Here is a 13,824-nt window from a genome sequence, read left to right as displayed (position 1 = left end):
CACCCGGCTGCAAACAAGGGAAGCAGCTTCGGCTTCCACAGAAACACCGCTGCCGCCATGGCGACGGCAATGCCCACCCAGCTTGCCCGGGAATAGGTCATGCCCAGCGCCGCCGCGCCCACGGCAAAAATGCCGAAGGAAGCCAGCCGGAAAACAGGACGTTTGGCGCACAGCGCCAGCCCCAGCACCAGCGGCAGCAGCAAAATCAATACCTGCGCAAAGGTATTGGGATTGTCGAAAAAGGACTCTACCCGTCCGGGCATCCCCGCGTTGGCTTCCATATCCACAAAGGACTTGTTGATCTCCACACCCTGAATACGCTGATAGACCGCGTACAGCGAGGAGATCAGCACCACTCCGCTCCCGCCGGCGGTAAGGCGCTTGAGGTCCCCCGTACTCCGCACGGCGCTCACTGTCACCAGCACGCAAAGCAAGCAGGTGGCGTGGTACATCAAAAACCGGGCGGAAAGGCCGGGATACGCCGAGAAAACCACACCCAGCGCCGCCGCCAGAAACATTCCGGCGGCATAGGGACCCACGGATTTTACATCCAGCCGGAAATCGCTGTACCGCCGCATGGACCCCACGTAGAACAGCGCCAGCAGCAGCGCAAAGCCCAGAAAATTATAGGCGTTGTTCCACCGCTCGAAGGGGATGACCCACAGTGCCAGAATCACCCAAAACTCTCCCACGGCGGTTTCCTCGCCCATGGAAAAGGCCAGACGCGCAAAAACGCTCCCGTCAAACTGAGCTTGAAACGCCCGGTACAGCCGGTGGAGCAATGCACCCGGCAAATTGACAAGGGCACTCAGGGTGCGGCAGGTCCCGCTGTTGCCCCACGACCGGGCCACGGTCCCCTCCCGGAAAAAGAAGCCACAAATACGCGACCCGTCCATCAGACGCTCGCAGCCCCGGCCCAGCGCCGCCATCAGGCGGTGGAGGGCGCTTTGCTCATAGGCCCCGCACAGCGCGGCCCAGAGGGAAAAAAGAAAACTCTCCCGAATGGAAAACATGTATGCACCCTCTCCGTTTCTATCTGCGGTTTTTCAGGCGGTAAAGCTGGGTCAGCGTGAAGAAGTGCCGCCCCTTTACCAGCCGGACCACCAGCCGCTTATTTGCCGACACGCCTTCCGGCGTCAGCGACCCAATGGCCTTTTGCATCTCCGGCCGGGCGCACAAGGCTTCCACTGCCCGCTGCTTCTCCCGGGCGGACCGGGGATTTCCTCTGGCATACTCGTTGCCAATGGCAATCAACAGACCTGCCCAGTTGGAGTTTTCCCGCCACTGCGGACGAAGGGCCTCCAGCCCGTTCCGCCCTACCAGTTCCTCCTTCCGCTCCATAAAGCGGCCAAAGACCCGCAAAAAGTCCGGCATGTACTTGTGGGTGGCAGAAGCGGGGTTGAGATAATAGCGATAAAGGGGCTGTTCCGTCACGGCAAGCCGCTTGGCGTGGCAGAAATACTCCATTAAAAACAGCTCATCCTCCAGATACGCGCCCTCAAAGGTGATTCCATTGCTTCTGAGAATTTCCCGGGAGAACAGGAACCGCCAGATAAAGCCGTTGAACACGGGCTGGGCCAGCCGATCCCCCAGTAAGGGGGCCACCACGCCCTGCCGGATGCCCTCCCCGTCATACTCCCCGGCGGGGAGCACCCGCTCGGGCGTCTCGGTTCCGTCGGGCAAACAGTTGAGATGCGCACAGGCGGCGCTGTCCGCGTCCGCCCCCAGCCGCAGATTCCACAATGTTTCAAGGCACGAAGGCTCATAGCGGTCGTCCGCGTCCAAAAAGGCGATGTAATCGCCCTTAGCCTCCTCCAGCGCCAGATTCCGGGCGGCGCTGACGCCGCCGTTCTTTTCCTTATGAAGCACGCGGATGCGCCCGTCTCCGGCGGCGCACCGGTCGCACAGCGCCGGGGAGCCGTCGGTGCAGCCGTCGTCCACCAGCAGCAGCTCCCAGTCGGAAAACGTCTGATTTCTGACGCTTTCCACACACGCTTCAATATATTTCTCCGCCTGATACACAGGCACAATCACAGAGATTGCAGGCATGTTCCCACACCACTCCTTTATCCGCAGTTCGCAATGTTACAGTATAGCCCATTTTCTCCCGCCGGTCAACCGCGCCGGAAGCACCGCCGTATTCAGTGCAGCAGCAGGGCCGTCAACCCCTTCGCGTCGTCCGCCAGCAGCTCCGCCCCGGCACACATCAACTCCGCCCGGTCCCGAAATCCCCATGTCACGCCGCACACACGAAGTCCCGCGTTGTGCCCCGTCAAAACATCCACGTCACTGTCGCCCACGTAAACAGTCTCCGCCGCCGAAACGCCCAGCGCCGAAAGCAGGGCGAACACCCCGGTAGGGTCCGGCTTTGCGGGAATCCCCTCCCGTTTGCCGCGCACCGCGTCAAACACATCTCCGAAGTAATGCCGCACCAGAGCAGGACAGAAATCGTCCGCCTTATTGGAGAAAACAGCCAGCTTTATCCCCGCCTTCCGCAGAGCCGCCAGCGCCTCTAACATACCGGGATAGGGTGCGGTTTTATCCATTTTATGGGCGTCGTAATACTCCATGAACCGGCGGACGGACTCCGCCATTCCTTCCGGCGTGCGCTCTCCCTCCGGGGTGAATCGCTCCGCCAGCTTGGGAATTCCGTTGCCCACCATATGGCGGATTTCGCCGCTCGTAAAGGTCGGCCAGCCGTTTTGCGCGCAGACGTGGTTGGCCGCGTCGGTCAAATCGTCCAGCGTGTTCAGCAGCGTGCCGTCCAAATCAAAAATTGCCGCTTTCAGCATCATGCGTCCCCGTTTCTCTTAAAAAAATGATTGTATCCCCGGCGAAAGCACTTCCTTCTTGACTCGGATTTTGTGCTTCTCTCCGCCGATGACAACACGGCCATCTTACCACACTTCCCCCGTTGGGACAAGCACGCTGAGCCATAAAAGTCCCCGGGACCTTCAACGGCCTGCCCCCTTTCCCGGGTTCCTCCGCAAAGGGTTCTCCGCGGGGGGGCCTGCACGCAGAAAGCGCACCGGGGGAAAATTTTCCCCGGCGCGCTTGTTTTTTAGTTTCTTATTTCACGGCGGCCTTCAGTGCGTCCACGCGGTCGGTGTCCTCCCACTTCACACCAAGGTCTGTGCGGCCCATGTGCCCATATGCCGCAAGCTTGCGGTAAATGGGTCTGCGCAGGTCCAAATCCCGGATGATGGCGGTGGGCCGCAGGTCAAACACCTTGCGAACAGCACGCTCCAGCACATCGTCCCCCACCGTGCCGGTGCCAAAGGTATCCACCAGAATGCTCACGGGCTGGGCCACGCCGATGGCGTAGGCCAGCTCCACCTGGCAGCGCCGGGCAAGGCCCGCCGCCACGATGTTCTTCGCCACATACCGGGAGGCGTAGGCCGCGGAGCGGTCCACCTTGGTGGGGTCCTTGCCGGAAAAGCAGCCGCCGCCGTGGGGCGCGCTGCCGCCGTAGGTATCCACGATAATCTTCCGGCCCGTCAGCCCCGTGTCGGCCGCGGGACCGCCCTTGACAAAGCGTCCCGTGGGATTGACGTAATACTTCGTGTCGCCGTCCAGCATATCGGCGGGGATCACGGACTTGATGACATGTTCAAGCATGTCTGCGCGAATGGTGTCGAGGGACGTGTCCGGGTCGTGCTGGGTAGAGATGACCACGGTGTCCACCCGCACGGGGCGGTTGTTTTCGTCATACTCCACCGTGACCTGGCTTTTGCCGTCGGGCCGGAGATAGGAGAGTTGTCCGCTCTTGCGCACCGCTGTCAGCCGCAGGGCAAGCTTCTGAGCCAGAGACAGAGGCAGGGGCATCAGCTCCGGCGTCTCGTCGCAGGCATAGCCAAACATCATGCCCTGATCGCCGGCGCCGTTGGAAAGCTCCCCATCGCCGGACTCTTTGCTCTCCAAGGACTTGTCCACACCAAGGGCGATGTCGGCAGACTGCTCGTCGATGGAGGTGATGACGGCGCAGGTGTCGCAGTCGAACCCGTACTTGCCCCGGTCGTAGCCGATCTCCCGGACTACCTCCCGGGCAATTTTGGGAATGTCCACGTAGCAGGAGGTGGTGATCTCGCCCATTACGTGAATGAGGCCCGTGCAGGCCGTGGTTTCGCAGGCCACGCGGCCCTGAGGGTCCTGCTCCATGATTGCGTCCAGCACCGCGTCGGAAATCTGGTCGCAGATTTTATCCGGATGCCCCTCGGTCACGGATTCGGAGGTGAAGAGATAGTGTCTTGCCATGATAAATTCGTCCTTTCTGTTGTTCCAGCCGCCGTTGGGCGGCGCCGCCGAAGCGCAAAAACGCACACCTTCCAACAAAGAAAGTGTGCAAAAGTTCTTTTGCTCCTCATCTGTCGGATTCCGCCGGATTTGGCACCTTGTCAAAGACAGGTTGCCGTGGTTTCATCGGGCCGTTCCCTCCGCCACTCTTGATAAGGGATTCAATTGTGAAAATATCATATAAAATCTTTTCCCAATTGTCAAGCCACAATTCAAAAAATTTGTTATTTTTACAAAAACATGGCCTAAAATTGGAGATTAAAAATCAGTTAAATGAAACCGGGCTGTCTTTCCCAGGAACCCCTTTTACAAGATACACGGTCATGGAGTCCAGATATTTTCTGATATCACTGTTATAAAAAGCCATAAGCGCATCTACATCCCTGCAATAAAACTCAAGCAACACTTCTTTTCCCCCGCTGATAATGGTTTCGCACCGCGTAACCTCAGGCACAGAGGAAATGTAGGTATAAAACCGATCCAGCATTACATGGTATACCCCGCCAATGAGAAATCCATGAACCCCGATTCCCACCTTTTCCGGATCAATCAGGGTCTGGTATCCCCGAATCACGCCTATATCTTCCATCCGTTCAATTCTTCTGTTCACAGCGGTTACGCTAAGATGCACTTCCTTCGCAATCGCACTCAGCTTCGCCTTTGCGTTTTTCTGCAACAATGCCAATATGTTGAGATCGAGGTCGTCCAGAGACATGTATGTATCCCCCAAATTTCTCAGCTATCCGTCATATCAAACCGGCATAAAAGCCGCGACAATATTATATAGGAATCAAGGTTAAAATTCAACTTATTTTATATGCTTTTTCATATAAAAAATAGGGGTTTTTTACATAAAAGCGCTTCCCCAAGCAAGGTTTAACATTACAATGGGCAAATCCGCCTGCTATAATATTTCCAATGGGCAGGATGGTCGGGCGGGTGTACAACGCCCGGCTAAGATGCCTAAGTCTGTCTTAGTAGGAGGCGTGTAACTTGCGTAAAATCAAAATTGAGTTTCCCAAAGCCAACATCACCGTCTACGCAGCGGTCATCGAAGACAAGTATTCCGACCTTGCAAATGAGCTTTGGGAAAAAATTGCAGCACCAATGGAGTGCGAAGCCCACAACACCCTGTCCACTGGCGACTATGTTCAGTGCCGTCCGATTCCTCCATATCATGTTCCCAAATATGTCGGCGACCAGTCCAATCCCTTGGGGGGTACGGATGTTCCCGCCCTCTGCGACTGCTCCAACGGTGATATCGCCTGGTCCGGCTGGTATTTTGCCATGACCTATGGCCCCTGCTCCGAGCCTCTGCCCAACATGGGCCCAATTATGGCAAGGGTCGAGCCGCAATATCTCGAAGCATTCCACCGTGGCGGTATGGATTGCTGGAATCATACTTACCTCTATCACGAGCTTGCTACGGTTATTTTCAGCAGAGGGGAGGAAGTATCATGTCAGTAAATTGGAAGGATCTGAAGCGAGAAATCCATAATGAGGTGGAAAAGGTTTGGTTTCATGAGCCTGCCGAGGTCACCATGAGCAAGCTCGGGATCTTCCCGAGCGGCGCCGGCACTAACAACCAATATCTCGGAAATCTGTTTTTCCTTAACGCTGATACGCAGGCAATGGGCTGGTGGACCATCGAACCCACTATGTACTGCGTGCTGGGCGATGAAAAGTTCTCTCTGGATATTTGTAAGCAGCTCTTTATCTATCTCAATGGGCCGATTGCCCATCTTTTGGGTGACGTGCTGGAACCCAATTGCCCGGTCCCTTGGCTGAACATGCCCAAATTTGCTTATTTCCACGACAAAATTGTGGAATCCTATGCTACCATTGAAACAAAAGAAGAGCTCCGCGATTTACTGTGGTCCTGGTTCTGCTATGTCAATCGGATCAACAGTTGGTTCTACACCGTGCTTCCCTGGGAACTGGGTAAGAACTTGCAGCGCAAAGATGTGGACGATGTGCAGCAACTAGCCGACCTTCTCGGCTACAAGCTGGAGCACAAATAATCTCTCTTTTCTCATATGGCTTTTTTCAATGTCTTTGTGCCAAATCCTGCCTGCTTTGCAAAACTCCGCTCCTACACAGCAATATGCCCGGCGGAAAGGCCGCGCAAATGAGGCCGGATATTATTTCATGCAAAAAGGACAGGCAGAGCTTAAGCTCTGCCTGTCCTTTTTATACTCTGCATCAAAGCGTTCATTCGTTGCCTGATCATGGCTACCTATGAATTCCTGCGCACCGAAGGCGATCGGCGCAGGTTTGGTACAAGTTGCGGGGTTGCGTTAAATTTATGCATTGCTGCGTCCAGTAATTTCCTTTGTTATAAGAAATTTAAAAATTATACATGACTTTTCCGTACAACCCGGTTATAATGTCTCTTGTATTTTACCTGTATGCTTGGAGGGTCCTGCATTGAAAAAACTCAACAGCGCGGTGGATCGGTTCGCCTATAACCACCCCCGGTTCGGTATTCCCAATTTGATGAAATATGTTGTGGCAGGCAATGTGATTGCGTTTTTGCTGCTCCAGTTCAGCAGCAGCGCCGCCGTCTCCTTCCTCGCCTTTGCCCCTCACTATGTGCTTCGCGGGGAAATCTGGCGGCTGGTGACCTTTATTTTCTTGCCTGTCAACGCCGGCAACGTTTTCTTCCTGATTCTGTCTCTTTATTTTTACTATTGGATCGGGAATCTTTTGGAACGGGAATGGGGAACCCCAAAATTCACTCTGTACTATCTTTCGGGGATGGTGCTGTCTGTTCTGACGGGCTTTATCGTTTATTTCACCGGCGGCACCGGCATTATTTACGGCGCTTCCTATATTAACCTGTCCATGTTCTTTGCCTTTGCCGTGCTGTATCCGGATCTTCAGATTCTTCTGTTTTTCATTATTCCCGTGAAGGTGAAATGGCTGGCTTGGGTGGATGCTGCACTGTTTGCCGTGAGCGTTATCTCCTCGGCCTTCCAACTGAACCTGCTGGGTGCACTGCTGCCGCTGGTGGCAATGCTGAACTTCTTCGTCTTCTTCTGGACAGAAATTACCGGCGCGATTTCCCGCCAGCGGGGTTACGCCGCCCACGCCAACTCTCACCGCACCGTCCAGTTCAAGTCCGCCGCCAAGAAGCAGGAAAAAAAGGCCAAGGAGCAGGGCTATCACCATAAATGCTCTGTCTGCGGACGGACGGACGCGGAGTACCCAAACCTCCAGTTCCGGTACTGCTCCCGCTGCGCGGGCTACCACTGCTTCTGTGAGGATCACATTTTTAACCACGAGCACTTTACCTCTTGACCGTGGTCAAAAATTCTCGTGGTCAAATTTTTTAAGATTGCATTTATCGCTTGCGGGCGATGTAACCAAAGGCCCCGGGGAATTTACTTTCCCGGGGCCTTTGCGTTTGTCTTGGTCACACGCAGGATACAATCTTTCAAAAAAATCTCTCCCACGGGGGAAGGACGAAAAACAGGATGCTTTTTCCTGCGGGCTTCCGTCTGCAAGCCTTTTGCCATTTTCCCTAAAACCCGCGAAAAAATTCAGCAATTCCGCCAAAGGTGAAGAAAAAGCCTCCGCTGCCTTTTGTGTGGGGCAAAATCGCTGTATAATAATCAGAACGCTGCAATCATACGCGATTTTAACGATATGCCGCGTGGGCGTCTTACGCCTTGGCAGCATCACACCAATATGGGCGGAATTTCCGCCCGCGCCGCCGGACGCGCTTGCGGACCCGGACGGGCGGATCGGAGGAAGTTTATGGAGCGTGTCAACCCGCTGACGGAGAAATTAGTCCGTGCTTTTTCATCGCAGACCTTTTTGCGCAAGCTGGCCATGAGCGGGGGGGACGCCGCCGCTCTGATTTTGCCCCGGGAGTGGGACGAGGCACTTGCCCCTCTGGGTACTCTTGAAAAGCGGCTGACCTGCGAGGGTGTGCTGGCGCTGGCTCTCCCCCTGCTGAACCGGCTGACGATTCCCCCAAAAGAGGGCTGGATGGACTATGCCTACCGCGTGGCGGTGTCTTTGCTGTATGATTCACCGGACATGGAGCACACCGCCAAGCAGCGCGACGGAGCTTTGTGCTATCTCAACATTTTGCAGGTCCTTCTGGACGCGGAGCGGGAGGTCCTCCCCTTCGACCCCCAATTTGACTTTGCCTTCTGCACGGAGGAGGAGCTTTCTCACAGCGGCACGGGGGAGGAATACCGCCAGTTTTTGGTACGCTTCCGGGGCGAGTATGTGTACGAAGCCATGCGCCTCGGCCGGGAAGTGACCCCTTTCCGCACGCTGGAGCACATCGCCGGGGTCCACCACGTTGCCATGAGTATCATGCGGCCCTACCATGCGGCAGGCGGGTCTGTGGACCTGCCGCTGCTCTCCGCCGCCGCTGCGGGCCACGACATCGGAAAATTCGGCTGCAAAGCCGGGGAGCGGGTACCCTACCTCCACTATCACTATACCGACCAGTGGTTTTCCCAACGGGGAATGGAGACCATCGGCCTGATCGCCGCCAACCATTCCGTATGGGATTTGGAGCTTGAAAACCTGTCCTCGGAGTCCTTGGCTCTGGTGTACGCCGACTTCCGGGTGAAACAGTCCCGTGATGAAAGCGGGCAGGAGATTGCCCGTATCTATTCCATTCAGGAAGCCTTTGACGTAATTCTAGAGAAGCTTGACAACGTGAGCTATGCCAAGGAGCAGCGCTATCGCCACGTCTATGCAAAGCTTCTGGATTTTGAAAACTATGTACGCTCCTTCGGCGCGGACGTAGACCTTGCAGGAAACGACGCCCCGCCTCCACCCAAACCCGATCCGGCGCTGATGCGCCCGGATCAGGTTGCTTCGGCGCTGCGGCTGACGGCGGTGGACCACAATCTGCGCCTGATGCACCGACTGGGTCACGAGCGGCTGTTTGCCAACATCCTGGAATCCGCCCGCAGCGAGCAGAGCGCCGCAAGGCTGGGCGCGTATCTTGGAATTTTCGAGGAATATTTCACCTATTGGTCCCATTCCCAGAAGGAGCAAACCCTGGAGTTTCTTTACGACCTGCTGCTGATTCCCGACGGCAGCGTTCGCCGCCGCGCGGCGGCGCTTCTGGGCCGGGTACTGGCAGGCTTCAACTCCGGCTATAAAAAAGAGCGGCCCGGCGGGGCGGAGCCGGACCCGGCGGCCGGGCGACCCCTTGTCCTTTGGAAGGAATACCTCTCCCGCCTGATTTACCCCGACCACCGGCTGACCCCCGCCCAGATCAGCAAAATCCGTTACGCCGCCAAGCTGACAGTGGATTCCCTTCTGTCCCACGCCGACGGGGCGGACCGGTGCGTCTTTGCCACCGAGCTGTTCCGCCACTACGCGGACCCCCGCGCCGTGGAGGAGGGGGCCGCCTTCGCCCTGATGGACACGGTGGTGAGCTTTCCTCTGTCCCAGTGCGGAGGAGACGAGCTGCGGACTTTTGCCGACTTTGCCCTGTACTGGCTGGAAAACGGCGCAGAAAAGCAAAAGGCCGCCGCCATGCGCCTTTTGCGCCACCTGCTGGAGGCCCTGCCGGAGAGTGCGGAAGCACGGACGCGCATCCGTGCCGCCGTGGCGGAGACGGATTGCGGCGTAAGCACCCCCCTTCTGTTTTTGCAAAGCCAGCTGGGCCGCCGACTGGGGCTGGATACGGCGGAGCAGGACGGCTTTTTGAGCCGGCAGAGCGCCGTCAGCGGCGTATTTCTGGATAACCTGAAAACCGCCACCCCATGGATTCTGAAGGCCGTGGGCGTGGAATATCTGCTGGAGCAGGTGGAGCTGGGCAACCACCAAAACGTGCTCCACATCGCCACTCACTTTTCAAACCTGATGAAGGTCAGCGAAAACATGGTGGTCCGGCAGGCGGCGGGCGCCTCCCTTTTAAGTCTTGCTCCGGTGCTGACGCCTGCGAGGCGAAATGAAATTGCCGTGGAGCTTTCAAAATCTCTGGAAACCGGGGATGCGGACAGTTCGAAATACATCCCCGAATATCTGGGTCGTTTTTCTCTCTGGCTTCCGCCGGGAGAGCTGGACGAGCTGGTGGGCCAAATGGAATTTCTGCTCTCCACGCCCTTGGCGGGGGTGGTGTCGGCGGCGCTGCGAACCGTCGGCTCCATGCTGGAATACTACGCGGTATATCAGCAGCGCTTCAACGAGGATGAATACGCCGTCTCCGCCCGGCGGGACCGGCTGGCAGGTTTATTGCTGCGGGGCCTTGCCTCCTGCCGGGAATCCGTCCGCCAGACCACCCTTCATATTCTGGGAGACGGTCTGTTTGCCTCCGACGCCTTGGACTATGAAGACAAGGAATCCTTGTTTGTCCTGATGTCCAAAAAAATTCTCTTCCTGATGAACGAAATTCAGGAGCGGGAGTTGACGTTTTTTTACGCCGCCGCCACCCTCTCCCACATTTACCGCTTCATTCTGGCCCACGAGCTGGACGACGGCCCCTTCCGCTTTTCCCCCCCGCCCGCGGCGGCGTTTTTCCCCGGCACCTTCGACCCCTTTTCCCTGTCCCATAAGGGAATTGTGCAGGCCATCCGGGATTTGGGCTTCGAGGTCTACCTTGCCATCGACGAATTTTCGTGGTCCAAAAAAGCGCAGCCCTCCTTGGTCCGGCGGCAGATTGTGTCCATGTCCGTGGCGGATCAGTTTGGCGTGTATCTCTTTCCCCACGACATCCCCGTCAATCTGGCCGATCCTCAGAGCCTGAACCGCCTGCGGGAGGTATTTTCCGGCCGGGAGCTGTATCTGGCCGTGGGGTCCGACGTGGTGGCCAACGCCTCCTCCTATCGGGCGGCCCCCGTGGAAGGGTCCGTACAGCATCTTAACCACATTGTTTTTCGCCGCTCCAGCGATGCGGAGGGAATTGAAATCGATCCGGATTTGAGCTGCATTCAGGGCAAGGTACTCCAATTGGAGCTGCCCACACAACTGGAGGACATCAGTTCCACCCGTATCCGGGAAAACATCGACCTTGGCCGGGACATCTCCAATCTGGTGGACCCAACGGTGCAGGATTATATCTACCGCAACAGTTTGTATCTCCGGGAGCCGCAGTATAAGCACGTTCTGCGGGCCAGCGATTTGGACTTCTCCTTCGCGGAACGGCCCGACCGGGACTTGCTTGAGGAGCTGTACGCCGCCGTGGGGGACGAAACGCACCTATTCACCCATCCCGAGCAGGGCGATTCCCTCATGATTCTCCGCTTGCAGGGGCCACGGCCCCGCGTGCTGGGCTTTTTGACCCTGCGGACGGTGAACACCGCCACATTGTACGACGCGCTGGGAGACGCGGGCCTTGCCGACTACGTGCGCAAACGGACGGCCGGACGCATCGCCCTTTTGACAGGGCTGTATATCGCAAAGTCCTGCGGAGCGGCCTATGACGTGGGCCAATTGCTGCTGACGGAAGCGCTGAGCCGGGCCATGGTGTCCGACTGCGGATACGCCGTGTGGCGGCCCGCCTCGGGAAAAATCGACCCCGTGACGCTGGATCTTTTGCAGCGGCAGGGCTTTGTCTTGGCACCCCAGAGCGACGCGGGGCCGCTGCTGCTGACGGACATGCGCTCCCCCTCTGTGCTGATTCAAAACATTCCCACCACCCTGAAAGAGCCGTTTGCCTCCAACCCGCAGGTGCTTTCCGCCGTGCGGAAGGCCCACGAGAATTTCCAGCGGGCCATCTGCAATTTGTATCCCGGCGTGCTGGTGCTGTCTTTGAATGCGGAGGTCATCTACCACCGGCTGGTGGGCCGCATTGTGGAACTGAACGGTGTTCCCTCGGCGCCCTCCCACCCCCGGGTGCTGGGTGAAAGCATGTGTGTCCCCTTCGGAAAAATTCTCCGGGGCAACGCCATCCCCAACACCGTCACCAAAACCATCCACACCGACAAGGTGTTTGCCCAGGATTTAAGCTCCTTCACCATTGCCCCCTTCCCCCGGTACGCGCCGCTGGAGAGCCAGATCCGCACCGTCAAGGCGTTTCACCGCCCTGTGATTCTGGTGGACGACCTGCTTCACACCGGCAACCGCATCAACGCACTGGACCCCTTGTTTCGGGCGGAAAATCTGGAGATCGACCGGGTGCTGGTGGGCCTTTTGTCGGGCCGGGGCCGGGATTTGATTCTGTCCAAGGGGCGGAATATCGACTGTGTGTATTTCGTGCCCAACATGCGCTCGTGGTTTGTTGAATCCACCATGTACCCCTTCATTGGGGGGGACACCGTGGCCCAAAGCGGCGAAGACCAGCCCCAGCTCACTCCGTCCATCAATATGATCCTCCCCTATGTCTATCCCCGGTTTTACCGGGGCTGCGCGCAGGCGGCAGTGTTTAACTTTTCCCGCGCCTGCCTTGAAAACGCGCGGGATATCCTGCTGACGCTGGAGGGCGAATACCGCCGCACCTATGCCCGGAACCTGACCCTTTCCCGGCTCAACGAGGCCGTGATTCTGCCTCTTGCTCCGGACAAGGGCCGGTGCTTGCACTACGACATGAACCTCTCCGCCTCCCAGTGCCTTGAAACCGATCTGCGGCTGCTGCTGCGGATGGAGGAGATGGAGAGGGGGCCCCGGCAATGACGAGGAAGCAGACAGCGGCAGCTCTTTGGATGGCGGTGATGGCCGCTATCGGAATCTGGGGCTTTTTTAACTTCCGGGATAACAGCTTAAATTACCGGCTTAAGAACGCACAGCACGTGGAGGATCTTCAATATCTTCCGAACTTTGTAAACAACCGCGCGTTTTCCTCCGGCTTTGACTGGGACGGAGAGACGGAGAAAATTACGGTAGTCATTCCCGACACCGTAGAATTCTATAACTCCTCCAGAACCTTCCGCATCACAAAGCTGGGCGGCTTTTTTAGCAGAGATGTTCCCTGCGCGTTCGGTCCCATGCTGCCGGTGGGCAGTCGGGCAGGGCAGACAATCTACTCTGATTCCGATGATCTGGAATCGGCGCGGGAGCGATATCCAGACGCGCCTGTGCGGGATTTGACCGTGCATCTCAGCGTGGGGCGGTATGTTTCCGAAATTCCGCTGCCTGCCGCTTCCCTGCTCTATCGGGAGCAGGAAGCAGACGGCGCCATCTGGCGTGTGACTTATTGGGTGGACTGCGATGAAAACAACCAGACCTTTTATTCCGAAGACGGCAAGCTGTATCTCCGGGCGGACGACACGCCCGTGACGCAGCTTACCTATGGGGAGGATGGATAACGAATGGTTTACTACTATACCTATCAGGGCAAAAAATATGCAGCTTTGGAAAGTCTGGCCCTCCTCGCCTGCGGCGAGCCCCGTGAGGGGGAGGACGTGACGTTTCTCATCAACCGCTCGCCGGAGAACCGCCGGACCGGTTTTCTTGTCACGGACCCTCGCCAGCTCACCGCCAAAGCCGACGGCGTGGAGTGGCTGGACAGCCGCCGTATCGATGCGCCCGTCCCGGACCTTCCGAAAGGTATAGCCCGACGGCTGGGAGCCGGAGAACTTCAGGCCGTCAACTTCCGCCATCCCCGCTGGGAGATGG

The 13,824-nt window shown here is 57.3% G+C and carries 10 protein-coding genes, 1 pseudogene and 1 riboswitch; of the genes and pseudogenes, 6 read left to right on the top strand and 5 right to left on the bottom strand.

Going from position 1 to position 13,824, the window contains the following annotated elements:
• The 5 genes from B2W96_RS07985 to B2W96_RS07965 form a co-directional block, all read right to left on the bottom strand.
• The coding region (locus B2W96_RS07985; protein WP_293009758.1) for an O-antigen polymerase at window positions 1-1,013 on the bottom strand (1,013 nt) is incomplete at its 3' end.
• A 19-nt stretch (window positions 1,014-1,032) separates the two neighbouring features.
• Window positions 1,033-2,049 carry a glycosyltransferase family 2 protein gene (locus B2W96_RS07980; protein WP_293009757.1) on the bottom strand — a complete coding sequence of 339 codons (1,017 nt, stop codon included), beginning with the start codon at window positions 2,047-2,049 and terminating at the stop codon, window positions 1,033-1,035.
• 92 nt (window positions 2,050-2,141) lie between these two features.
• Window positions 2,142-2,792 carry an HAD family hydrolase gene (locus B2W96_RS07975; protein ID WP_293009759.1) on the bottom strand — a complete coding sequence of 217 codons (651 nt, stop codon included), beginning with the start codon at window positions 2,790-2,792 and terminating at the stop codon, window positions 2,142-2,144.
• Between the two features lie 277 nt (window positions 2,793-3,069).
• Complete coding sequence (metK, locus tag B2W96_RS07970; protein WP_293009756.1) at window positions 3,070-4,254, bottom strand: methionine adenosyltransferase; 1,185 nt, start codon at window positions 4,252-4,254, stop codon at window positions 3,070-3,072.
• A gap of 103 nt (window positions 4,255-4,357) precedes the next feature.
• Window positions 4,358-4,452: riboswitch (SAM riboswitch) on the bottom strand.
• 106 nt (window positions 4,453-4,558) lie between these two features.
• A complete protein-coding gene (locus tag B2W96_RS07965; RefSeq protein ID WP_293009755.1) occupies window positions 4,559-5,008 on the bottom strand; it encodes an Lrp/AsnC family transcriptional regulator in 450 nt (149 codons plus the stop codon).
• A 278-nt stretch (window positions 5,009-5,286) separates the two neighbouring features.
• Here B2W96_RS07965 and B2W96_RS07960 point away from each other — a divergent pair, with 278 nt between their 5' ends.
• From B2W96_RS07960 to B2W96_RS07935, 6 genes and pseudogenes are all read left to right on the top strand, one after another.
• Window positions 5,287-5,760: a hypothetical protein gene (locus tag B2W96_RS07960; RefSeq protein ID WP_293009754.1), complete on the top strand. Its 474-nt coding sequence runs from the start codon at window positions 5,287-5,289 to the stop codon at window positions 5,758-5,760.
• Window positions 5,751-6,314 carry a hypothetical protein gene (locus B2W96_RS07955; protein WP_293009753.1) on the top strand — a complete coding sequence of 188 codons (564 nt, stop codon included), beginning with the start codon at window positions 5,751-5,753 and terminating at the stop codon, window positions 6,312-6,314. Before B2W96_RS07960 ends, B2W96_RS07955 begins: the two co-directional genes overlap by 10 nt.
• 406 nt (window positions 6,315-6,720) lie before the next feature.
• Entirely contained in the window at window positions 6,721-7,593 is an 873-nt protein-coding gene (locus B2W96_RS07950; protein ID WP_293009752.1) for a rhomboid family intramembrane serine protease, read from the top strand.
• Window positions 7,594-8,052: 459 nt separating this feature from the next.
• Window positions 8,053-12,882, top strand: a complete 4,830-nt coding sequence (locus tag B2W96_RS07945) for a nicotinate-nicotinamide nucleotide adenylyltransferase (protein ID WP_293009751.1) — start codon at window positions 8,053-8,055, stop codon at window positions 12,880-12,882.
• On the top strand, window positions 12,879-13,514 hold the full coding sequence (locus B2W96_RS07940; protein ID WP_293009750.1) for a hypothetical protein: 636 nt from the start codon (window positions 12,879-12,881) through the stop codon (window positions 13,512-13,514). Before B2W96_RS07945 ends, B2W96_RS07940 begins: the two co-directional genes overlap by 4 nt.
• Before the next feature lie 3 nt (window positions 13,515-13,517).
• A pseudogene (locus B2W96_RS07935) lies at window positions 13,518-13,824 on the top strand (lactate dehydrogenase); the annotation flags it as partial.

This window comes from Oscillibacter sp. UBA6647 (genome assembly GCA_002455655.1).
GTDB lineage: Bacteria > Bacillota > Clostridia > Oscillospirales > Oscillospiraceae > Oscillibacter.
This window is presented reverse-complemented; position numbering and strand designations above follow the sequence as displayed.